The 22,828-nt window shown below is 60.5% G+C and carries 15 protein-coding genes; 12 read left to right on the top strand and 3 right to left on the bottom strand.

Annotation, left to right across the window (positions count from 1 at the left end; translation table 11 throughout):
• Position 1: 1 nt before the first annotated feature.
• Both argS and PMI27_RS28065 read right to left on the bottom strand, forming a co-directional pair.
• A complete protein-coding gene (gene argS / locus PMI27_RS28060; protein ID WP_008149548.1) occupies positions 2 to 1,738 on the bottom strand; it encodes an arginine--tRNA ligase in 1,737 nt (578 codons plus the stop codon).
• 226 nt (positions 1,739 to 1,964) lie between these two features.
• On the bottom strand, positions 1,965 to 4,184 hold the full coding sequence (locus PMI27_RS28065; protein WP_008149551.1) for a primosomal protein N': 2,220 nt from the start codon (positions 4,182 to 4,184) through the stop codon (positions 1,965 to 1,967).
• A 170-nt stretch (positions 4,185 to 4,354) separates the two neighbouring features.
• On the opposite strand from PMI27_RS28065, the gene rpmE reads away from it, so the two are divergent.
• The 3 genes from rpmE (at position 4,355) to PMI27_RS28080 (ending at position 6,852) form a co-directional block, all read left to right on the top strand.
• Positions 4,355 to 4,585: a 50S ribosomal protein L31 gene (gene rpmE / locus PMI27_RS28070; protein WP_008149553.1), complete on the top strand. Its 231-nt coding sequence runs from the start codon at positions 4,355 to 4,357 to the stop codon at positions 4,583 to 4,585.
• A 14-nt stretch (positions 4,586 to 4,599) separates the two neighbouring features.
• Positions 4,600 to 5,400, top strand: coding sequence for a thermonuclease family protein (locus PMI27_RS28075; RefSeq protein WP_008149555.1), 801 nt, complete (start codon positions 4,600 to 4,602; stop codon positions 5,398 to 5,400).
• Between the two features lie 183 nt (positions 5,401 to 5,583).
• On the top strand, positions 5,584 to 6,852 hold the full coding sequence (locus PMI27_RS28080) for a malic enzyme-like NAD(P)-binding protein (protein ID WP_008149557.1): 1,269 nt from the start codon (positions 5,584 to 5,586) through the stop codon (positions 6,850 to 6,852).
• Positions 6,853 to 7,098: 246 nt separating this feature from the next.
• On the opposite strand, the gene PMI27_RS28085 is transcribed toward PMI27_RS28080, so the two are convergent.
• Positions 7,099 to 9,543 carry a penicillin-binding protein 1A gene (locus tag PMI27_RS28085; RefSeq protein WP_008149559.1) on the bottom strand — a complete coding sequence of 815 codons (2,445 nt, stop codon included), beginning with the start codon at positions 9,541 to 9,543 and terminating at the stop codon, positions 7,099 to 7,101.
• 215 nt (positions 9,544 to 9,758) lie between these two features.
• Here PMI27_RS28085 and PMI27_RS28090 point away from each other — a divergent pair, with 215 nt between their 5' ends.
• From PMI27_RS28090 to gltB, 9 genes are all read left to right on the top strand, one after another.
• Positions 9,759 to 10,823: a pilus assembly protein PilM gene (locus tag PMI27_RS28090; protein ID WP_008149561.1), complete on the top strand. Its 1,065-nt coding sequence runs from the start codon at positions 9,759 to 9,761 to the stop codon at positions 10,821 to 10,823.
• Positions 10,823 to 11,389, top strand: coding sequence for a PilN domain-containing protein (locus PMI27_RS28095; protein WP_008149563.1), 567 nt, complete (start codon positions 10,823 to 10,825; stop codon positions 11,387 to 11,389). The genes PMI27_RS28090 and PMI27_RS28095 overlap by 1 nt, the downstream gene beginning before the upstream one ends.
• A complete protein-coding gene (gene pilO / locus PMI27_RS28100) occupies positions 11,386 to 12,009 on the top strand; it encodes a type 4a pilus biogenesis protein PilO (RefSeq protein ID WP_008149565.1) in 624 nt (207 codons plus the stop codon). Before PMI27_RS28095 ends, pilO begins: the two co-directional genes overlap by 4 nt.
• Positions 12,006 to 12,533 (top strand): pilus assembly protein PilP, encoded by a 528-nt coding sequence (locus tag PMI27_RS28105; RefSeq protein ID WP_008149568.1) that lies wholly within the window; start codon positions 12,006 to 12,008, stop codon positions 12,531 to 12,533. Before pilO ends, PMI27_RS28105 begins: the two co-directional genes overlap by 4 nt.
• Before the next feature lie 13 nt (positions 12,534 to 12,546).
• Complete coding sequence (gene pilQ / locus PMI27_RS28110) at positions 12,547 to 14,634, top strand: type IV pilus secretin PilQ (protein ID WP_008149571.1); 2,088 nt, start codon at positions 12,547 to 12,549, stop codon at positions 14,632 to 14,634.
• A 4-nt stretch (positions 14,635 to 14,638) separates the two neighbouring features.
• The gene (aroK, locus tag PMI27_RS28115) at positions 14,639 to 15,157 is read left to right on the top strand and encodes a shikimate kinase AroK (protein ID WP_010464421.1); all 519 of its coding nucleotides are present in this window, start codon (positions 14,639 to 14,641) and stop codon (positions 15,155 to 15,157) included.
• 151 nt (positions 15,158 to 15,308) lie between these two features.
• Positions 15,309 to 16,409 carry a 3-dehydroquinate synthase gene (gene aroB, locus PMI27_RS28120; protein WP_008149575.1) on the top strand — a complete coding sequence of 367 codons (1,101 nt, stop codon included), beginning with the start codon at positions 15,309 to 15,311 and terminating at the stop codon, positions 16,407 to 16,409.
• Between the two features lie 10 nt (positions 16,410 to 16,419).
• Positions 16,420 to 18,018, top strand: coding sequence for an AAA family ATPase (locus tag PMI27_RS28125; RefSeq protein ID WP_008149576.1), 1,599 nt, complete (start codon positions 16,420 to 16,422; stop codon positions 18,016 to 18,018).
• A 350-nt stretch (positions 18,019 to 18,368) separates the two neighbouring features.
• Entirely contained in the window at positions 18,369 to 22,814 is a 4,446-nt protein-coding gene (gltB, locus tag PMI27_RS28130; protein WP_008149578.1) for a glutamate synthase large subunit, read from the top strand.
• The last annotated feature ends 14 nt before the right edge of the window (positions 22,815 to 22,828 follow it).

The raw sequence follows: 22,828 nt of genomic DNA, 5'->3' as shown, positions 1-22,828 counted from the left end.
CTTACATACGCTCCAGAGTTTCCAGACCCAAGAGTTCCAGGCCTTGCTTGAGAGTGCGGCCGGTCAGCGCGGCGAGGCGCAGACGGCTCTGCATTTGCGCCGGGGTGTCGGCGCTGAGGATCGGACAGTTCTCATAGAAACTGGAGAACAGGCCGGCGACATCGTACAGGTAGGTGCACAGGATGTGCGGCGTGCCTTTGTCGCAAACGTTGTTCAGCACTTCGCCGAACTGCGCGAGCTTCGCCGCCAGCTCGTGTTCGTGCGCTGCTTCGAGGACGATCTGGCCTTCGACTTCGCTGAAGTCCTTGCCGAGTTTGCGGAACACGCCGGCCACGCGGGTGTAGGCGTACAACAGGTACGGCGCAGTGTTGCCTTCGAAGTTCAGCATTAGGTCGAAGTTGAAGCTGTAGTCGCTGGTGCGGTGCTTGGACAGGTCGGCGTATTTCACCGCGCCAATGCCCACGACCTTGGCGATGTTGCGCAGTTCGTCTTCGGCAAGTGTAGGGTTCTTTTCTTTCACCAGGGTGTAGGCACGTTCCTGGGCTTCGGTCAGCAGGTCGATCAGCTTCACGGTGCCGCCGTCACGGGTCTTGAACGGACGGCCGTCGGCGCCGTTCATGGTGCCGAAGCCCATGTGTTCCATTTCCATCGGGTGCGTCACGAAGCCGGCCAGGCGCGCGACCTGGAATACTTGCTGGAAGTGCAAGGCCTGACGTTGGTCGACGAAGTACAACGCGCGATCAGCCTTCAACTTGCCGCTGCGGTAACGCACGGCCGCCAGGTCGGTGGTGGCGTAGAGGTAGCCGCCGTCAGCCTTGACGATGATCACTGGCAGCGGATCGCCGTCGGCGTTCTTGAACTCGTCGAGGAACACGCACTGGGCGCCGTTGCTCTCGACCAGCAGGCCAGCGGCCTTGAGGTCGTTGACTACGTTGATCAGGTCGTCGTTGTAGGCGCTTTCGCCCATCACGTCGGCCATGGTCAGTTTGACGTTCAGCAGTTCGTAGATTTTCTGGCAGTGCGACAGCGAGATGTCTTTGAACTTGGTCCACAGCGCCAGGCAGTCCGGGTCGCCGGCTTGCAGCTTGACCACCAGGCCACGGGCGCGATCGGCGAACTCTGCAGATTCGTCGAAGCGTTGCTTGGCGGCGCGGTAGAAGTTTTCCAGGTCCGACAGCTCGTCGCTGGTGATCGGGTTTTCCTGCAGATACGCCATCAGCATGCCGAACTGGGTGCCCCAGTCGCCGACGTGGTTCTGACGGATCACTTCGTCGCCGAGGAATTCCAGGACGCGCGCCACGCCGTCGCCGATGATGGTCGAGCGCAAGTGGCCGACGTGCATCTCTTTGGCCAGGTTCGGTGCCGACAGGTCGACGACAGTGCGCTGCACCGGGCCGGCCTTGCGCACGCCGATATGATCGTCGGCCAGAGCCGCGTCCAGGCGAGTGGCCAGGGCTTGGGTATTCTGGAAGAAGTTCAGGAAGCCGGGGCCGGCGATTTCGGTCTTGGTGACGTTTTCGTCAGCCGGCAGCGCGGCGATGATTTTCTCGGCCAGGTCGCGCGGCTTCATGCCGGCCGGTTTGGCCAGCATCATGGCGATGTTGCTGGCGAAATCGCCGTGAGTCTTGTCACGGGAGTTTTCCACCTGGATCGCCGGCGACAGGCCTTCAGGCAACACACCTTCGTTGACGAGTTGGGTGATGGCTTGTTGGATCAGCTGGCGAATGGTGTCTTTCATGGTGTTCTCTTTCGACCGCAAGCGCGGCGGCGCCTGGATGCGCTAGTGGAAAAACTGGGCATTATCCGTTGCGAAGACGGGCTTGCCAACTATAGCGGGCAGGTTATGGATATGTGGTGACAAATCGGCCGCCATTACGTGTAGGAGCATGGCTTGCCCGCGATGGCGATCTCAGGGGCGCTATCGCGGGCAAGCCATGCTCCTACAGATGATGGCGATCTTTCTATCAATACAAATCCACAGGATCGACATCCAAAGACCAGCGCACCGCCCGCCCACTCGGCATCTGCTCCAACACCAGCAGCCAGCTGCTTAATAGTCGATGCAGCGGCGCCCGGGCCGTCGCTTGCAGCAACAACTGCGCACGATAGCGCCCGGCCCGGCGTTCCATCGGTGCCGGCACCGGCCCTAGCAGTTCAATCCCGGTCAGGTGCTGTTCGGCCAGCAAACGCTCAGCCTCGCTGCATGCCTCATCAAGAAAACCTTCAGCTTGCCCCGGTTTGTGCGCTTCGGCCCGCAGCAGCGCCAAGTGCGCAAAGGGCGGCAGACCCGCCGAGCGACGTTCGCTCAACGCCTGTTCGGCAAAGGCGAAATAGCCCTGTTCAGTCAATTGCACCAGCAGCGGATGGTCGGCCAGGTGCGTCTGGATGATCACTTTGCCCGGCTCTTCAGCCCGGCCCGCGCGCCCGGCCACCTGGACGATCAACTGCGCCATGCGCTCGCTGGCGCGGAAGTCGCCGGAAAACAGCCCGCCGTCGGCATCGAGAATCGACACCAACGTCACCCGTGGGAAGTGGTGCCCTTTGGCAAGCATTTGCGTGCCCACCAGAATGCAGGGATGGCCCTTCTGAATGGTCGCGAACAGCTGATTCATGGCGTCTTTACGCGAAGTGCTGTCGCGGTCGACCCGCAGCACCGGGACGTCCGGAAACAAAATCCCCAATCGTTCTTCGGCGCGCTCGGTGCCAGCGCCGACTGGCCTTAAATCGACCTTACCGCACTTCGGGCAATGCCGAGGGACGCGTTCGACGTAGCCGCAATGGTGGCAGCGCAGTTCGCCGGAGCGCTGATGCACGGTCATGCGCGCATCGCAGCGCTGACACTCGGACATCCAGCCGCAGTCATGGCAGAGCAGCGTGGGCGCAAAACCGCGACGGTTGAGGAACACCAACACTTGTTGGCCAGCGGCCAGCGTCTGACCGATAGCCTGCTGCATCGGCCCGGAAATGCCGCTGTCCAGCGGACGACTTTTCACGTCCAGACGCAGGAAGCGCGGTTGCTTGGCGCCACCGGCACGCTCGTTCAAGCGTAAGAGTCCGTATCGACCGGTGTAGGCATTGTGCAGGCTTTCCAGCGAAGGCGTGGCGGAGCCGAGGACAATCGGGATGTTTTCCTGGCGTGCGCGCACCAATGCCAGGTCGCGGGCGTGATAGCGCAGGCCTTCCTGCTGTTTATAGGAACCGTCGTGCTCTTCATCAATGATGATCAGGCCGGGGTTCTTCATCGGCGTGAACAGCGCCGAGCGGGTGCCGATAATGATGTCGGCGTCACCGTCCCGGGCGGCGAGCCAGGCTTCAAGGCGTTCGCGGTCGTTGACCGCCGAGTGGATCAGCGCGATGCGTGCATTGAATCGCTGCTCGAAGCGCGCCAGGGTCTGCGGGCCGAGGTTGATCTCCGGGATCAGCACCAGCGCCTGCTTGCCGGCTTCAAGGGTTTCGCGGATCAGCTGCAAATAGACTTCGGTCTTGCCGCTGCCGGTGACGCCGGCCAGCAGGAACGCGTGATAACTGTCGAAACCGGCGCGAATCGCCTCATAGGCCGCACGCTGCTCAGGGTTTAGCGGCAGTTCCGGCTGTGCCAGCCAGTGTTCGTGGCGGGCGTCGGGGGCGTGCTTGCGGATTTCGACTTGTACCAGATCCTTGGCCAGCAGCAAATCCAGGCTGTCCTTGCTCAGCATCAGTTTGCTCAACAACTGATGGGCGACGCCGTGGGGATGTTGGGCCAGGGTCGCCAGGGCCTCCCGTTGACGCGGGGCGCGAGCGATGCGCGGGTCATCAAGGCTGGCGCCGGGCGCGGCGGACCAGAAGCGTTCCTGCCGTGCTTCGGCCAGTTCACCCTGACGCAGCAACACCGGCAGCGCCCAGCTCAAGGTGTCGCCGAGGCTGTGCTGGTAATACTGAGACGTCCACAGGCACAGTTTGAACAGCGCTGGTGGCAGGGGCGGCGTGGCATCGAGCAGGGCCAGGGCCGGTTTGAGCTTTTCTACCGGCACTTCACTGGTGTCAGTGACCTCCACCAGAATCCCGATCATCTCCCGTCGGCCGAACGGCACCCGCAGGCGCATGCCCGGCTGCAACTGGGCACGCAGGATCCCGGCCGGGGCACGGTAATCAAACAGGCGGCGCAGGGGCGAAGGCAGGGCGAGGCGCAAAATGGCGTCGGGCACGCGGTTGTTTTCTCGATGATGGGGCGGGGAAGAAGGCCGGGAGCCTAGCAGACGACTGGTGTAAGGGACAGCTTGCGTGATCGCAAAGGTCTGGTAGAATCCGCGGCCTAATTATGTGCGGTATTCAACAATAGTGTTGAGTGGCGGCACACTAGCCTGAGGAATACACCATGAAAGCCGATATCCATCCAGCGTACGAAACCATCGAAGTAACTTGCAGCTGCGGCAACAAGTTCGAAACTCGTTCGAACCTGTGCAAGCCACTGGGTACTGACGTATGCAACGAGTGCCACCCGTTCTACACCGGTAAGCAGAAGACTCTGGATACTGGCGGCCGTGTACAGCGCTTCGCAGACCGTTTCGGTGCTTTCGGCAAGAAACCTGCTGCTGCAGCAGAGTAAGGTTGCAAAGCCCCATGGGCTTTACCTTGCTGATGAAAAAGGCGTCCCTCGCGGGCGCCTTTTTTGTGTCTGCGATCTGGCTTTCCGGTGCCCAGGCCTTCTGCCCGGCGCCGAGCGGGCTGACATCCGTTGTGGTGCAGCGGGTGGTGGATGGTGACACGCTGCGCCTGAGCGATGGCCGCAGCGTGCGCATGATCGGTTTGAATACGCCGGAGCTGGGCAAGAAAGGCCGCTCCGACGAGCCGTTCGCGGTGGCGGCACGCCAACGCCTGGAAGCTCTGGTGGCTGCCAGCGACGGGCGGGTCGGTTTACTGCCCGGTAAAGAAAGCCAAGACCATTACGGCCGCACCTTGGCCCATGTCTACAGCGCCGATGGCGCCAACCTTGAAGCGCAGATGCTCGCTGAAGGGCTCGGTTTCCAGGTAGCGGTCTCGCCGAATGTCGATCTGGTCGACTGCCAGCAAGCGGCGGAACACAGCGCCCGTCAGGCCGGACTCGGGTTGTGGCGCCAATCCCCTGTGCTGAAAGCGGAGCAGATCAACACGTCCGGTTTCGCTGTGCTCAGCGGTCGTGTGAGCAAGGTTCAGCGCAATCGCGGCGGGGTTTGGATCGAGTTGCAGGATTCGGTTGTACTGCGCGTTGCACCCAATTTGCTGGGGCAGTTCGATGTGGCGAATCTCGAACGGCTGAAGGGCAGGCAGATCGAGGCCCGTGGCTGGGTGCTGGACCGTTCGCGGCGTGGCGGACTGAAAGAAGGGCAGGCGCGCTGGCTTTTGCCATTGACCGACCCGGCAATGCTTCAGATGGCGCAGTGATAAAAAGTTGTAGACATTTTTTCTGTCGATTGTGAACAGTCAATCCCTTGTGTTCCGTGGCTCTTGGTCCAAAGTCGTAGGGCCGGGCGCTTGACAGGGGTGACCGGTCAGTCTTGTAGGGACTTTGCGACACGAGTATCCTCGGCGGTCCGTCTGTCCCACAGTAAAAAGCGGAATGCCCCTATGTCTGATTTGAAAACTGCCGCTCTCGAATATCATGCCCATCCTCGTCCAGGGAAGCTGAGCGTCGAGCTCACCAAAGCCACCGCTACCGCCCGCGACCTGTCGCTGGCTTACAGCCCCGGTGTAGCCGAACCAGTCCGCGAAATCGCCCGCGACCCTGAACTCGCCTACAAGTACACCGGCAAGGGCAATCTGGTTGCAGTCATTTCCGATGGCACCGCAATTCTCGGCCTGGGTAACCTCGGCCCATTGGCTTCCAAGCCAGTAATGGAAGGTAAAGGCGTGCTGTTCAAGCGCTTCGCCGGCATCGACGTTTTCGACATCGAAGTCGACTCCGAAAGCCCGCAAGCCTTCATCGACACCGTCAAGCGCATCTCCATCACCTTCGGTGGCATCAACCTGGAAGACATCAAGGCACCTGAGTGCTTTGAGATCGAACGTGCTCTGATCGAGCAGTGCGACATTCCGGTATTCCACGATGACCAGCACGGCACCGCGATCGTTACTGCGGCCGGCATGATCAACGCCCTGGAAATCGCTGGCAAAACCCTCGCTGACGCCAAGATCGTCTGCCTGGGCGCCGGTGCTGCCGCCATCTCCTGCATGAAATTGCTGGTGAGCATGGGTGCCAACATCGAAAACATCTTCATGGTTGACCGTACCGGCGTGATCCACTCCGGCCGTGACGACCTGAACCAGTACAAGGCTGTTTTCGCTCACTCGACTGAAAAACGCACGCTGGCCGACGCCTTGAAAGGCGCGGACGTGTTCGTTGGCCTGTCCGGCCCGAACCTGCTGAGCGCTGAAGGCCTGAAGTCCATGGCGGCCAACCCGATCGTGTTCGCGTGCTCGAACCCTGATCCGGAAATCGCCCCGGAACTGGCTCACGCCACCCGTGACGACGTGATCATGGCGACCGGCCGTTCGGACTACCCGAACCAGGTCAACAACGTGCTGGGCTTCCCGTTCATCTTCCGTGGTGCCCTGGACGTTCGCGCCAAGCGCATCAACGAAGAAATGAAAGTGGCTGCGGCCAACGCCCTGCGCGAACTGGCCAAGCTGCCGGTTCCTCAGGAAGTGTGCGACGCCTACGGCGGCATCAAACTGGAATTCGGTCGTGAGTACATCATTCCGAAACCAATGGATGCCCGTCTGATCACCGTGATCTCCGATGCCGTGGCCAAGGCCGCGATCGAGACCGGCGTAGCGACCCTGCCGTATCCGAAGAACTACCCGCTGAAAAGCGTGGATGACGTGTTCAACGGCTAAGTCGTTGTAGCGCTTCAACACAAAGCCCCGGCTCTTATTGAGTCGGGGTTTTTTTATATCTGGGAGTTTTGCAGCGGTTGTGATGGCGCCTTCGCGAGCAAGCCCGCTCCCACATTTGGAATGCATTCCCCTGTGGGAGCGGGCTTGCTCGCGAAGGCGGCCGACCGGTCAATGCATTCATTACTGGCAGGCAACAAAAAACCCCGCTCCTCTTTCGAAGGCGGGGCTTTTTGCAGCATCAGGCGATCAGAACAAATCGATCGGTGCCGCTTCATCCGCAGGCAGTGGGCTGCCCGGCGCAGTGCCGTTGCCCAGTTCGTTCGCCGACGGTGGCGTGTCTTCGGCCTTGAACAGCTCGAAGTAGGCGCCTGGCGTGCCTGGGGTGGCTGCACGGCCGCTGATCGGGTCGACTCGCAGACTGAGAATACCTTCCGGCTCTGGCTGCGTATGGGGCGGCAGGCCTTTGAGTGCGGCGCCCATGTAGTTCATCCAGATAGGCAGGGCGACGGTACCGCCGAACTCCTTGCGACCCAGGCTTTCAGGCTGGTCGAAACCGGTCCAGACAGTGGTCACATAATCGGCGTTGTACCCAGAGAACCAGGCGTCCTTGGATTCGTTGGTAGTACCGGTCTTGCCCGCAATGTCGCTGCGGCCCAAGGCCAGGGCGCGGCGGCCGGTGCCGAGTTTGATGACGTCCTCGAGCATGCTGTTGAGGATGAAAGTGGTGCGACCATCGATAATGCGCTCGGCCACGGCCGGCGTTTGTGGCGCTGGCTGGGCAGTCAGCGCTTCGCCCGGGGTTGCGTTGACGGTGAAGGCGTTGGCCGCGACAGGGGCGGCGATGCCGTCGGTGGCGACGTTGCCTTTCGGGACGCTCGACGGGTTGGCGACGAACAGCGTGTCGCCATTGCGGCTTTCGATCTTCTCGATGATGTAAGGGGTGATCTTGTAGCCGCCGTTGGCGAAAGTACTCCAGCCGGTGGCGATTTCCATTGGCGTCAGCGTCGCGGTGCCCAGGGCCAGCGACAAGTTGCGCGGCAGGTCCTGCTTGTTGAAGCCGAACTTGCTGATGTAGTCGATGGTGCGATCAACGCCCAGCGCCTGCACCAGGCGGATCGACACCAGGTTGCGCGACTTGTACAGCCCTTCGCGCAGACGGATCGGGCCGAGGAAGGTGTTGGTGTCGTTCTTCGGCCGCCAGACCTTGTCCAGGTATTCGTCGACGAACACGATCGGTGCGTCGTTCACCAGGCTGGCGGCGGTGTAGCCGTTATCCAGTGCGGCGCTGTAGACGAACGGTTTGAAGCTCGAGCCCGGCTGACGCTTGGCCTGCAGGGCGCGGTTGTAATTGCTCTGCTCGAAGGCGAAGCCGCCGACCAGGGAGCGAATGGCACCGTTCTGCGGATCGAGGGAAACCAGCGCACCCTGAGCCTGCGGGATCTGGCTGAATTTCAGCGAGTTGTCCGGCTGGCGCTGCACACGAATCAGGTCGCCGACCTGGGCGACGTCCGAAGGCTGCTTCGGATTGGCGCCCATGCTGTTGGTGTTCAGGAACGGACGCGCCCATTTCATGCTGTCCCAGCCGACGTGTTCGTCACCGGTACGGGTCATCACTTGCAGGCCGGTCTTGTCGACCTGGGTGACGATGGCAGGTTCAAGGCCGCTGATGGTGCGTTGCTTGGTCAGCTCGATTGTCCAGGCCTCGCGAGTCTTGCCCGGCAGGCGCGACTCCGGGCCGCGATAACCATGACGCTGGTCGTAGGTCATCAACCCTTCGTGGACTGCGGTGTTGGCCATTTCCTGCAGGTTGCTCGGCACCGTGGTGGTGACGCGGAAACCCTCGGTATAGGCGTCGCTGCCATAACGGCCGACCATTTCGGCGCGGGCCATTTCAGCGATGTACGGTGCGTTCACTTCCGGGGTCGGCACGTGATAACTGGCGTTCAGCGGCTCGTTGATCGCGGTGGTGTAGTCGGCTTCGGTGATTTTGCCGAGCTTGTACATGCGCCCAAGGATCCAGTCGCGACGTTCCTTGCTGCGGGCCGGATTGGCCAGCGGGTTGAAGCGCGAAGGGGCTTTCGGCAGGCCGGCGATCATCGCCATCTGCGCCAGGCTGACATCACGAATCGACTTGCCATAGTAAACCTGTGCAGCGGCCTCGATGCCGTAGGCGCGGTTGCCCAGATAGATCTTGTTGACGTAGAGCTCTAGGATCTCGTCCTTGGTCAACTGCCGTTCAATCTGCAGGGCCAGGAGAATTTCGGTGGTTTTGCGTGAGAAGCTGCGTTCGCTGGTCAGGAAGAAGTTCTTCGCCACCTGCATGGTGATGGTGCTGCCGCCGGACTGAATGTGTCCGCTTTTTACCAACTGGGTGGCCGCGCGCATCAGGCTGCTGGGGTCGACACCGTAGTGATTGGCGAAGTTGTCATCTTCAGCACTTAGTAACGCATTAATGAAATTGGGCGGAATGTCGGCGAACCGGATCGGTGTGCGGCGCATTTCGCCAAATTCTGCGATCAGCTTGTTGTCGCTGCTGTAGACCCGCAAAGGAATCTGCAACTGGATGCTTCTCAGAGCCTCCACGGATGGTAAACCCGGACTAAGGTAGAGAAAGGCGCCGCTAAGACCGAGGAGCAGTCCGCAGAAAACGGCGACGATGGACCATCCGAAAAATTTCAGCAGACGAATCAAGGCTTTTGGACATCCAGGGCAAAGAATGAATTAGGCATCAGGGTTCAGATAAACAGGGAACGACCCGCGCTTGAAGTAAAAACCGGAAAAAAACGCTGGGCATTATAAGCATTTTTCCGTCGAGGGCGTCATTTGCGCTGCTGTCAAGACGGGTGGTTTGAACGCAACTGATATTACAGAGTCCGTAAGACACGGATAGTCATAGGGAATTGGTAGTGCTAGGACTCTTCAATAAAAAGGCCAACACGCTTCTGGGGATCGACATCAGCTCCACGTCGGTCAAGCTTCTGGAGCTAAGCCGCCAAGGCGACCGTTATCGGGTCGAGGCCTATGCGGTGGAACCTTTACCCACTAACGCTGTGGTCGAGAAAAATATCGCCGAGCTCGAAGGCGTAGGGCAGGCACTCGCGCGCGTGCTGCTCAAGGCCAGGACCAACCTCAAGAACGTCGCCGTGGCGGTGGCCGGTTCGGCGGTGATTACCAAGACCATCGAGATGGACGCCGGTCTTTCCGACGATGAAATGGAAAACCAGCTGAAGATCGAGGCCGATCAATACATCCCTTATCCATTGGACGAAGTGGCCATCGACTTTGAGGTCCAGGGCGTTTCTGCGCGCAACCCCGAGCGAGTCAATGTGCTGCTGGCGGCCTGTCGCAAGGAAAACGTCGAGGTTCGGGAAGCGGCTCTGGCACTGGCCGGCCTGACAGCCCGTGTGGTCGACGTCGAGGCCTATGCGCTGGAGCGTTCCTACGGATTGCTGGCGAGCCAGCTGGCTGCTTCTCAGGAGCGTCTGACGGTAGCGGTGGTCGATATCGGCGCCACCATGACCACCCTGAGCGTGCTGCACCAGGGGCGGATCATCTACACCCGCGAACAATTGTTCGGTGGTCGTCAACTGACGGAGGAAATCCAGCGACGTTATGGCCTGACCATCGAGCAGGCGGGGCTGGCGAAGAAGCAGGGTGGTTTGCCGGACGATTACGTCAGTGAGGTGTTGCAGCCGTTTCGCGATGCGCTGGTGCAGCAGGTGTCGCGTTCGTTGCAGTTTTTCTTCGCCTCCGGTCAGTACAGCTCGGTTGATCACATTCTGTTGGCCGGCGGTACCGCATCGGTCCCGGGGCTGGACCGGTTGATCGAGCAACGATTGGGAACGCCGACGCAAGTGGCCAACCCCTTCTCCGACATGACCCTGAGCAGCAAGGTCAACGCCGGTGCCCTGGCCAGCGATGCGCCGGCACTGATGATCGCCTGCGGGCTGGCCCTCAGGAGTTTCGACTGATGGCGCGGATCAATCTTTTACCCTGGCGTGAAGAGCTGCGTGAAGCGCGCCGCAAACGCTTTTTGCTGACACTGGTCGGTGTGATGGTGGGGGCCGTGGGCGCGGTGTTGATCGCGAACCAGGCCATCAGTGGCGCTATCGATCGGCAAGTGGCTCGTAACGACTACATCGGCAAACAGATTGCCGTGGTCGACGAGCGGATTAAACAGATCAGCGATTTGAAGGCCCGTCGCCAGCAACTGGTCGAGAGGATGCGCATCATCCAGGACCTGCAAGGCAACCGGCCGATCAGCGGGCGTATTTTCGATCAACTGGCGCGGACGCTGCCTGACGGCGTGTATTTCACTGAGGTGAAAATGGCCGGCAAGTCCTTGTCCATCACTGGCGCGGCGGAGTCCAACAATCGTGTGTCAGACCTGATGCGCAATCTGGATGCGTCCGATTGGTTTGATGCGCCCAGCCTCACGGAAGTCAAAGCGACGACCGCCGGTCAGCTGGATCAGGCCAACGTCTTTCAGCTGACCGTTCGTCAGGCTCAGCCCGCCGCTACGGAGGGCGGCAAATGAGGCTGTCTGACTGGATCGAAGGCCTGCGCAAGATCGATATCAATGACCTGGACACCAATAACATGGGTTCCTGGCCGCCAGCCATCAAGGCACTGGCGGGTATCCTGCTCATGATCCTGGTGTTTTCACTGGGCTACAGTTTTTCCATCAGCGACCTTCAGAGCCAACTCGAACTCAAGCGCGAGGAAGAGTCGACCCTCAAGGAGCAATTCGCCGACAAAGCCCATATGGCGGCGAATCTGGAGCTGTATACGCAGCAGATGAAGGAAATGGAGAACTCCTTTGGCGTGCTGCTGCGGCAATTGCCCAGTGACACCGAAGTGCCCGGCCTGCTGGAGGACATCACTCGCACCGGCCTGGGCAGTGGCCTTGAGTTCGAAGAGATCAAACTGCTGCCGGAGAACACGCAGCAGTTCTACATCGAGCTGCCGATCCAGATCACCGTCACCGGTGCCTATCATGACCTGGCCACCTTCGTCAGCGGCGTCGCCGGGCTGCCACGGATTGTCACCCTGCATGACTTCGACCTTGCGCCGGCCAGCCCGGAAGGTGGTCCGAAGTTGCGCATGAGCATCCTCGCCAAGACCTACCGCTACAACGACAAGGGGCTGCAAAAATGAGCCCGATTCGTTGTTTTTCGATGGTTGTGTTGGTCGCCGGCCTGGCCGGTTGCGGCAGCGACAATGACTTCAGCGACCTGGACGCGTACATGAACGAAATGCGTTTGCGTGCGCCCGGCAAGATTGAACCAACGCCGACATTTCGGTCTTACCCCACATTCACCTACAGCGCCGCCAACCTGCGAAGCCCGTTTTCCCGACAGATCAGAGTCGATCTGGCCGGCCAGAAACACGGCTCGCGCAACGTAAAACCTGACCCGAATCGGGTCAAGCAGTACCTCGAAGGTTTCAACATCGAGCAGTTTGAAATGGTCGGAACGATCGCCAATGCGACCGGCTCCTTTGCGCTGCTGCGCGGGGCGGGCGGAGTGCATCGGTTGAAAGTCGGCGATTACCTGGGGCGTAACGATGGGCGGATCGTCGCCATCAGTGGCTCGCAGGTCGATGTGGTCGAAATCGTTCCCGACGGCGAAGGCGCCTGGCTGGAGCGGCCGCGGACCATCCCTTTGAAAGAGCACTCATAGTGGAACTCGAAAAATGAACAGGATTTTCTCAACCTTCGGTATTTCGCTATGGATAGCGTTGCTGTCGCCGATGGTGCTAGCGGCCAACCTCAAAGCGCTGGATGTTGCGGCGCTGCCGGGGGACCGCGTCGAGTTGAAGTTGTCGTTCGATGGGCCGCCACCGTCGCCGCACGGTTACACCACGGAATCGCCTGCACGGATTGCGCTGGATCTGCCTGGCGTCGTCAGTCAGCTAAAAAGCAAAAGTCGCGAACTGGGTGGCGGAAATGCCCGCAGCGCCACGGTGGTGCAAGCCAATGACCGTACGCGGCTGATCATCAATCTGACCCAGTTGACGCCATACAACGCACGGGTCGAAGGCAACACTCTGTTTGTGGTGGTCGGGCAAGGCGCCAACAAAACGGCCTCCAGCCCGGCGCCCAAAACGCCGCGCGCAGCGACTGCAACGCCAGCCCCGGCGAAAGCCTATGCGCCGGTAGGCAAGGCCATCCGGGGTGTGGATTTCCAGCGCGGCACTCAGGGCGAAGGCAATGTGGTCATCGACCTGTCGGATCCTTCCATCGCCCCGGACATTCAGGAGCGCGACGGCAAGATCATCCTCGGTTTCCCCAAGACCCAATTACCTGAACCGTTGCGTGTGCGTCTGGACGTCAAGGATTTCGCCACCCCGGTGCAGTTCGTCAACGCCAGCGCCACGGGTGATCGGGCCACGATCAGCATTGAACCCAGCGGCGCCTTCGATTATTCGACTTACCAGACCGACAACAAGCTGACCGTCAGCATCCGGCCGATGACCGTCGATGACTTGCAGAAACGCAACACCGAGCGTTTCGCCTACACCGGTGAAAAGCTCTCGCTGAATTTCCAGGACATCGATGTGCGTTCGGTGCTGCAACTGATCGCCGATTTCACCAACCTCAATCTGGTGGCCAGCGACACGGTGCAGGGCGGCATCACCCTGCGTTTGCAGAACGTGCCGTGGGATCAGGCGCTGGATCTGGTGTTGAAAACCAAGGGCCTGGATAAACGCAAGATCGGTAATGTTTTGCTGGTGGCGCCGGCCGATGAAATCTCCGCCCGCGAGCGTCAGGAACTGGAGTCGCAGAAGCAAATCGCCGACCTGGCCCCCCTGCGTCGCGAGCTGTTGCAGGTCAACTACGCCAAAGCTGCCGATATCGCCAAGCTGTTCCAGTCAGTGACCAGTGCCGAGGCGAAAGTCGACGAGCGGGGCTCGATTACGGTGGATGAGCGGACCAACAACATCATTGCCTACCAGACCCAGGATCGCCTCGACGAACTGCGTCGTATCGTTGCGCAACTGGATATTCCGGTGCGTCAGGTGATGATCGAGGCGCGCATCGTCGAAGCCAACGTCGATTATGACAAAAGCCTCGGCGTGCGCTGGGGTGGATCGATGCAGAACAGGGGCAACTGGAACACCTCAGGCGTCAGCAACGGGGCGAATTCTTCATCGACCATCGGTACACCTGGCAGTACCAGCACCAACTCGCCGTTCGTCGACCTGGGCGCCGCCGGCAACACCTCGGGGCTCGGCATCGCTTTCATCACCGACAATGTGCTGCTGGATCTTGAGCTGACGGCCATGGAAAAAACCGGCAACGGCGAAATCGTCTCGCAGCCCAAGGTGGTCACCTCGGACAAGGAAACCGCGAAAATCCTCAAGGGCACGGAGATCCCCTATCAGGAAGCCAGCTCCAGCGGCGCTACCTCGGTGTCGTTCAAGGAGGCCTCGCTGTCTCTGGAAGTGACGCCGCAGATCACTCCGGACAACCGGATCATCATGGAGGTCAAGGTCACCAAGGACGAACCGGACTACCTGAACAAGGTGCAGGATGTACCTCCGATCAAGAAAAACGAGGTCAATGCCAAGGTCCTGGTCAACGACGGCGAGACCATCGTGATTGGCGGGGTTTTCTCAAATACTCAGAGCAAGGTTGTAGATAAGGTGCCATTTCTCGGTGATGTGCCGTATCTTGGCCGCCTTTTCCGGCGTGACGTGGTTTCGGAGAAAAAATCCGAGCTGCTGGTATTTCTCACTCCGCGTATCATGAATAACCAGGCGATTGCTGTGAGTCATTGATTCTGTGCGAAATTTGATTCTTGTTGGACCGATGGGGGCTGGAAAAAGCACCATCGGCCGGTTGCTGGCCAAAGAGCTGCGCCTGCCGTTCAAAGATTCCGATAAGGAAATTGAATTGCGCACGGGCGCCAATATCCCGTGGATTTTCGATAAGGAAGGCGAACCGGGCTTTCGTGACCGCGAGCAGGCGATGATCGCCGAGCTGTGCGGGTGCGACGGCGTGGTGCTGGCGACCGGTGGCGGCGCGGTGATGCGCGAGGCCAATCGCCGGGCGCTGCACGCCGGGGGGAGGGTGGTTTATCTGCATGCGTCTGTCGAGCAGCAGGTGGGCCGCACGTCCCGCGATCGCAATCGACCCCTGTTGCGTACTGCCGATCCGGCCAAGACCCTTCGGGATCTGCTGGCGATCCGCGATCCGCTTTATCGGGAAATCGCCGATCTGGTGGTGGAAACCGATGAGCGGCCGCCGCGAATGGTGGTGCTCGATATTCTCGAACGCTTGCAGCAGCTACCTCCCCGTTAAAGCGCAGCGCGAAATGCGCTATCCTCGGCGTCCTGTCATGGCCGCTCAAGGTTGTGGCAGATGGCTACCGAACGGCGTCACACCAGCAGACGCCGTGGATATTCGTTAACTCAAGGCAGGACGCCTGATTCCATCTTCACTGTGGGGACACATGCAGACACTCAAGGTCGATCTAGGCGAGCGCAGCTACCCGATTCATATTGGCGAAGGTTTGTTGGATCAGCCTGAGCTGCTGGCCCCGCACATCCGCGGACGGCAAGTGGCGATCATCTCCAACGAGACCGTTGCGCCGCTCTATCTCGAGCGTCTGACCCGCAGCCTCGCACAGTTCTCGGTGGTTTCCGTGGTGCTGCCGGACGGCGAAGCGTTCAAGACCTGGGAAACCCTGCAACTGATTTTCGACGGTCTGCTGACCGCGCGGCACGACCGCCGTACCACGGTCATCGCCCTCGGTGGCGGTGTGATTGGTGACATGGCCGGTTTTGCTGCCGCCTGCTACCAGCGTGGTGTCGATTTCATCCAGATTCCGACCACGTTGCTGTCGCAAGTCGACTCTTCGGTGGGCGGCAAGACCGGGATCAACCATCCGCTGGGCAAGAACATGGTCGGCGCTTTCTATCAGCCGAACGTGGTGCTGATTGATACCGCAACCCTCAATACCCTGCCGGCCCGCGAACTCTCCGCCGGGCTTGCCGAGGTCATCAAATACGGGCTGATCTGCGACGAGCCGTTTCTGACCTGGCTTGAAGACAACGTCGATCGCCTGCGCGCCCTGGATCAGGTCGCCCTGACTTACGCCATCGAGCGCTCTTGCGCGGCCAAGGCTGCGGTGGTGGGTGCCGACGAACGGGAGACCGGTGTTCGCGCCACGCTTAACCTGGGTCACACCTTCGGCCACGCCATCGAAACCCACATGGGCTATGGTGTCTGGCTACATGGTGAGGCAGTCGCTGCTGGCACCGTAATGGCCTTGGAAATGTCCGCGCGCCTGGGCTGGATCAGTGAACAAGAGCGCGATCGCGGCATTCGGCTGTTCCAGCGTGCCGGCCTGCCGGTTATCCCGCCTGAAGAGATGACTGAAGCCGATTTTCTCGAACACATGGCAATTGACAAGAAAGTGATCGACGGTCGTTTGCGCCTGGTGCTGCTGCGCCACATAGGCGAAGCGGTGGTGACCGACGATTATCCGAAAGAGGTTTTACAGGCCACGCTGGCAGCGGATTACCGCGCTCTGGCTCAGCTTAAAGGTTGATAAGATCCCGATGACTAGTTTGCACGCCGACGAGGCTTTCCTCGGCCATTACCAGTTGAGTCATGACCCTTTTTCTCCACGGGTGCCTGGCTTCAAATTCTTCCCGGCCCAGCGCAAACCGGTGCTGGGGCAACTGCATCACCTGGCACGCTACAGTCAGTTGTTGCTGGTCGTCACCGGCCCGCAAGGCAGTGGCAAAACGCTGTTGCGTCAGGCCCTGGTGGCCAGCACCAACAAACAGTCGGTGCAGAGCGTGGTGGTTTCCGCCCGTGGCGCCGGTGATGCGGCCGGCGTGCTGCGTCAAGTGGCTCAGGCGCTGAACGTCGCCCAGGCCGAAATCGGCGCGATTCTGGCCCAAGTGGTGCAACTTGCGTTGACGGGGCAGGAAGTCTATTTGCTGGTGGATGACGCCGAGCAGCTTGACGAGTCCGCGCTGGAAGCCTTGCTGGCCCTGGCTGCCGGTGCGCCGGAAGGTCGCCCGCATGTGTTCCTGTTCGGCGAGTCGTCGCTAATTGCTCAACTGGATGCGCTGAGCCTTGAGGAAGAGCGTTTCCACGTCATCGAATTGCAGCCTTACACCGAAGAAGAAACCCGCGAATATCTGGACCAGCGACTCGAAGGCGCCGGGCGGGGTATCGAACTTTTCACTGCAGATCAGATCTCTGATATTCACGAAAGCTCCGACGGTTGGCCTGGCACCATCAACCAGGTTGCCCGCGATGCGATGATCGAAGCCATGATTGCCAGCCGCTCAGCGGTGAAGCGTCCAAGTATGGGGTTCAACATGCCGAAGAAACACGTATTGGCGATTTCCGCTGTTGTCGTGGTCGCGGTAGCCGCCGCCTGGTTGATGCCGGGTCGCAGCAAAGCACCGACCACTGGCGCACCTGCCAACGAACAGGCGCAACTGCCGCTCGGCCAGGGCACGCCACAACCAAACAGCGGCGGCGCGCCTGCCGTCGAATTCGCCGGTAACTCGCAACCGATGCCATTGCCGCTGGTCGGCAACTCGCAGCCGGTCATGCGCGGTCCGCTGGCCGAAGCCGCCGGTGGCATCACCGAAGGCGATGACGGTGTGCCGGTCGAAGGTTCAAGCGCTAAGCCGCCGACCGTGACTACTACCGCGCCGCCTGCGGGCGTCCAGCCTGGCCCGGCACCGACACCTGCCGCCAAGCCTGTGCCTGCGCCGACTCAGGTCGCGACGGCCAAGCCAGTCCCGGTTGCGCCTGCCGTGAAGCCGGCTCCAGTGCCAGCCAAACCAGCCGCCACCGCTGCTGCCGCCAAGCCTGTCGAGAAACCAGCCACCGTGGCCAAGGCCGCCGGCGGCACCTGGTACTCAGCGCAAGCGCCGGGTAACTACGTGGTGCAGATCCTCGGCACCAGCTCCGAAGCGGCCGCGCAATCCTTCGTCAAGGAGCAGGGCGGCGAGTACCGTTATTTCAAGAAAGTCCTCAACGGCAAGCCGCTTTACGTCATCACTTACGGTAGCTTCGCTAACCGCGATGCAGCTGTTACCGCCATCAAGGCCTTGCCAGCGAAGGTTCAGGCTGGTAAACCTTGGCCTCGCACTGTCGCCAGCGTCCAACAGGAACTGGCAACAACTCGCTGAAGATTCGGCGGCCTTACCCAGGCCGCCTCTCCCGGCACCTCAAAATTTCTACAAGCGCATGCCGCCTCTACAGGCCGCGTGCCTTGTGGTGTCTGCGTCACAGTAGTCTTTGAGTCGTTGCGGTCAAAATTAAAAAAGTTTTGACTAGCACAGCATATCGCTTTAAACCTTTCACAAATGCGACATAGATTTGCGACATTTCGTCGTCAAATTTGTGAGCCTCTGTGTCGGTGTGTACAATGACCTCCCTTTTGCCCCCGCAAAGCTGGCGTACGTTCGGCGCGGATGGCAAGTGGTTGAATTGAAAAGAAATTTGCCTCGACAAGAGGCAGCCTGGTGAGAAAGTGTCTATGAAAGCAGGTCTGTACCAACCAGATGAATTCAAGGATAACTGCGGTTTCGGCCTGATAGCCCATATGCAGGGCGAGCCCAGTCATACCCTTTTGCAAACGGCCATCGAGGCCCTGACCTGCATGACCCACCGCGGTGGGATCAACGCCGACGGCAAGACCGGTGACGGTTGCGGTCTGCTGATTCAAAAGCCGGATGTGTTCCTGCGAGCCATCGCCCAGGAAACCTTCGGCGTCGAACTGCCCAAGCAATATGCGGTGGGCATGGTCTTCTTCAACCAGGACCCGGTCAAAGCCGAAGCCGCTCGCGAGAACATGAACCGCGAGATCCTCGCTGCCGGCCTGACCCTCGTCGGCTGGCGCAAAGTGCCGATTGACACCAGCGTCCTCGGTCGCCTGGCCCTTGAGCGCCTGCCGCAGATCGAACAAGTGTTCATCGCCGGTGAAGGCCTGAGCGATCAGGACATGGCCGTCAAGCTGTTCACCTCCCGTCGTCGCTCGTCCGTGGCCAACGCCGCCGACGCCGATCACTACGTCTGCAGCTTTTCGCACAAGACCATCATTTATAAAGGCCTGATGATGCCGGCGGATTTGACCGCCTTCTATCCAGACCTCAGCGACCAGCGCCTGCAGACCTCGATTTGCGTGTTCCACCAGCGCTTCTCGACCAACACCCTGCCGAAATGGCCGCTGGCTCAGCCGTTCCGCTTCCTCGCCCACAACGGCGAGATCAACACCATCACCGGTAACCGCAACTGGGCCGTGGCCCGTCGCACCAAGTTCACCAATGACCTGATGGACCTGGAAGAACTCGGCCCGCTGGTCAACCGTGTCGGTTCCGACTCCTCCAGCATGGACAACATGCTCGAGCTGATGGTCACCGGTGGCATCGACCTGTTCCGTGGCGTGCGGATGATCATTCCGCCTGCGTGGCAGAACGTCGAAACCATGGACCCGGACCTGCGTGCATTCTACGAATACAACTCCATGCACATGGAACCGTGGGACGGCCCGGCCGGTGTGGTAATGACCGACGGTCGCTACGCGGTGTGCCTGCTCGACCGTAACGGTCTGCGTCCGGCGCGTTGGGTCACCACCAAGAACGGTTTCATCACCCTGGCCTCGGAAATCGGTGTCTGGAACTACCAGCCTGAAGACGTGATCGCCAAGGGCCGCGTTGGCCCGGGTCAGATCTTCGCCGTGGACACTGAAACCGGCCAGATCCTCGACACCGACGCCATCGACAACCGCTTGAAGTCGCGTCATCCGTACAAGCAATGGCTGCGCAAGAATGCCCTGCGCATCCAGGCGACCATGGAAGACAACGACCACGGTTCGGCGTTCTACGACGTCGACCAGCTCAAGCAGTACATGAAGATGTACCAGGTCACTTTCGAAGAACGTGATCAGGTGCTGCGTCCGCTCGGCGAGCAAGGCTACGAAGCCGTTGGCTCGATGGGCGACGATACGCCGATGGCCGTGCTGTCCCAGCGCGTGCGCACGCCGTACGACTATTTCCGCCAGCAGTTCGCGCAGGTCACCAACCCGCCGATCGACCCGCTGCGTGAAGCCATCGTCATGTCGCTGGAGATCTGCCTCGGTGCCGAGCGCAATATCTTCCAGGAGTCGCCGGAACACGCCTCGCGTGTGATCCTCAGCTCGCCGGTCATTTCTCCGGCCAAGTGGCGTTCGCTGATGAACCTTGATCGTCCGGGCTTCGAGCGCGCGATCATCGACCTCAACTACGACGAAAGCGTCGGCCTCGAAGCGGCGATCCGCAACGTTGCCGATCAGGCTGAAGAAGCTGTGCGCTCCGGTCGTACCCAGGTCGTGCTGAGTGACCGTCACATTGCCCCGGGCAAGTTGCCGATCCACGCTTCCCTGGCCACTGGCGCGGTGCACCATCGCCTGACCGAAAAAGGCCTGCGTTGCGACTCCAACATCCTCGTGGAAACCGCGACGGCTCGCGATCCGCACCACTTCGCCGTGTTGATCGGTTTTGGCGCCTCGGCGGTCTATCCGTTCCTGGCCTACGAAGTGCTGGGCGACCTGATCCGCACCGGTGAAGTGCTGGGCGACCTCTATGAGGTGTTCAAGAACTACCGCAAAGGCATCACCAAAGGTCTGCTGAAGATCCTGTCGAAGATGGGCATTTCGACCATCACGTCGTACCGCGGTGCGCAGCTGTTTGAAGCCATTGGCCTGTCCGAAGAAGTCTGCGAGCTGAGCTTCCGTGGCGTACCGAGCCGCATCAAAGGTGCGCGTTTCGTCGACATCGAAGCCGAGCAGAAAGCCCTGGCTGCCGAAGCCTGGAGCCCGCGCAAGCCGATCCAGCAGGGCGGTTTGCTGAAGTTCGTCCACGGTGGCGAATATCACGCGTACAACCCGGACGTGGTCAACACCCTGCAAGCCGCTGTGCAGCAGGGCGACTACAGCAAGTTCAAGGAATACACGGCGCTGGTGGACAACCGTCCGGTGTCGATGATTCGCGATTTGTTCAAGGTCAAAACCCTGGACACGCCGCTGGACATCAGCGAGATCGAACCGCTGGAGTCGGTGCTCAAGCGCTTTGACTCCGCGGGCATCTCCCTCGGCGCCTTGTCGCCGGAAGCTCACGAAGCCCTCGCCGAAGCGATGAACCGCCTCGGTGCGCGTTCCAACTCCGGCGAAGGCGGCGAAGACCCGGCGCGTTACGGCACCATCAAGAGCTCGAAAATCAAACAGGTTGCGACTGGCCGTTTCGGTGTGACCCCGGAATACCTGGTCAACGCTGAAGTGCTGCAGATCAAAGTCGCTCAGGGCGCCAAGCCCGGCGAAGGCGGTCAGCTGCCAGGCGGCAAGGTCAACGGTCTGATCGCCAAGCTGCGTTATGCAGTACCGGGCGTGACCCTGATCTCGCCTCCACCGCACCACGACATCTATTCGATCGAAGACTTGTCGCAGCTGATTTTCGACCTGAAACAAGTCAACCCGAAGGCCCTGGTCTCGGTGAAGCTGGTAGCAGAAGCGGGCGTCGGCACCATCGCTGCCGGTGTGGCCAAGGCCTACGCGGACTTGATCACCATTTCCGGCTACGACGGTGGTACCGGTGCATCGCCGCTGACCTCGATCAAATACGCGGGCGCTCCGTGGGAACTCGGCCTGGCCGAAACCCACCAGACCCTGCGCGGCAACGACCTGCGCGGCAAAGTCCGGGTACAAACCGACGGTGGCCTGAAAACCGGCCTCGACGTGATCAAGGCAGCGATCCTCGGCGCTGAAAGCTTCGGCTTCGGCACCGCGCCAATGATCGCGCTGGGCTGCAAATACCTGCGTATCTGCCACCTGAACAACTGCGCCACCGGCGTCGCAACTCAGAACGAGAAGCTGCGCAAGGATCACTACATCGGGACCGTCGACATGGTGGTCAATTTCTTCACCTACGTCGCCGAAGAAACCCGTGAGTGGCTGGCCAAGCTGGGCGTGCGCTCCCTCGAAGAGCTGATCGGCCGTACCGATCTGCTGGACATCCTCGAAGGCCAGACCGCCAAGCAAAACCACCTGGACCTGACCCCGTTGCTGGGCAGCGATCACATCCCGGCAGACAAGCCTCAGTTCTGCCAGGTCGACCGTAACCCACCGTTCGACAAAGGCCTGCTGGCCGAGAAAATGGTCGACATGGCCACCTCGGCCATCAACGACATGAGCGGCGCCGATTTCGCCCTGGATATCTGCAACTGCGACCGTTCGATCGGCGCGCGGATCTCCGGTGAAATCGCTCGCAAGCACGGCAACCAAGGCATGGCGAATGCACCGATCACCTTCCGCTTCAAAGGGACGGCCGGTCAGAGCTTCGGTGTGTGGAACGCTGGTGGCCTGAACATGTACCTGGAAGGCGACGCCAACGACTACGTCGGCAAAGGCATGACCGGCGGCAAACTGGTCATCGTTCCGCCGAAGGGCAGCGTCTACAAGACTCAGGACAGTGCCATCATCGGCAACACCTGCCTGTACGGTGCAACTGGCGGCAAGCTGTTCGCCGCCGGTACCGCGGGCGAGCGTTTCGCGGTGCGTAACTCCGGTGCTCACACGGTTGTGGAAGGCACGGGCGATCACTGCTGCGAGTACATGACCGGTGGTTTCGTCTGCGTATTGGGCAAGACCGGTTACAACTTCGGCTCAGGCATGACCGGCGGTTTCGCCTACGTGCTCGACCAGGACAACTCCTTCGTTGACCGGGTCAACCACGAACTGGTGGAAATCCAGCGGATCAGCGGTGAGGCGATGGAAGCCTATCGCAGCCACCTGCAACGCGTGCTGAACGAATACGTCGAGGAAACCGACAGCGAGTGGGGTCGTAACCTCGCTGAAAACCTCGATGACTATCTGCGTCGTTTCTGGCTGGTCAAGCCCAAGGCTGCCAACCTGAAATCGTTGCTTTCCAGCACCCGTGCCAACCCGCAGTGATATGCGCCTGAAGA

Origin of the sequence: Pseudomonas sp. GM41(2012) (assembly GCF_000282315.2) — a bacterium.
In the GTDB taxonomy this organism is placed as follows: domain Bacteria; phylum Pseudomonadota; class Gammaproteobacteria; order Pseudomonadales; family Pseudomonadaceae; genus Aquipseudomonas.
This window is presented reverse-complemented; position numbering and strand designations above follow the sequence as displayed.

Excerpts from the sequence above, each read along its gene's own strand:
- PMI27_RS28075 (WP_008149555.1), top strand. The coding sequence starts at position 4,600 with ATGGGCTTTACCTTGCTGATGAAAAAGGCGTCCCTCGCGGGCGCCTTT.
- PMI27_RS28080 (WP_008149557.1), top strand. The coding sequence starts at position 5,584 with ATGTCTGATTTGAAAACTGCCGCTCTCGAATATCATGCCCATCCTCGT.
- pilQ (WP_008149571.1), top strand. The coding sequence starts at position 12,547 with ATGAACAGGATTTTCTCAACCTTCGGTATTTCGCTATGGATAGCGTTG.
- PMI27_RS28095 (WP_008149563.1), top strand. The coding sequence starts at position 10,823 with ATGGCGCGGATCAATCTTTTACCCTGGCGTGAAGAGCTGCGTGAAGCG.
- rpmE (WP_008149553.1), top strand. The coding sequence starts at position 4,355 with ATGAAAGCCGATATCCATCCAGCGTACGAAACCATCGAAGTAACTTGC.
- aroB (WP_008149575.1), top strand. The coding sequence starts at position 15,309 with ATGCAGACACTCAAGGTCGATCTAGGCGAGCGCAGCTACCCGATTCAT.
- pilO (WP_008149565.1), top strand. The coding sequence starts at position 11,386 with ATGAGGCTGTCTGACTGGATCGAAGGCCTGCGCAAGATCGATATCAAT.
- PMI27_RS28125 (WP_008149576.1), top strand. The coding sequence starts at position 16,420 with ATGACTAGTTTGCACGCCGACGAGGCTTTCCTCGGCCATTACCAGTTG.
- argS (WP_008149548.1), bottom strand. The coding sequence starts at position 1,738 with ATGAAAGACACCATTCGCCAGCTGATCCAACAAGCCATCACCCAACTC.
- gltB (WP_008149578.1), top strand. The coding sequence starts at position 18,369 with ATGAAAGCAGGTCTGTACCAACCAGATGAATTCAAGGATAACTGCGGT.
- PMI27_RS28105 (WP_008149568.1), top strand. The coding sequence starts at position 12,006 with ATGAGCCCGATTCGTTGTTTTTCGATGGTTGTGTTGGTCGCCGGCCTG.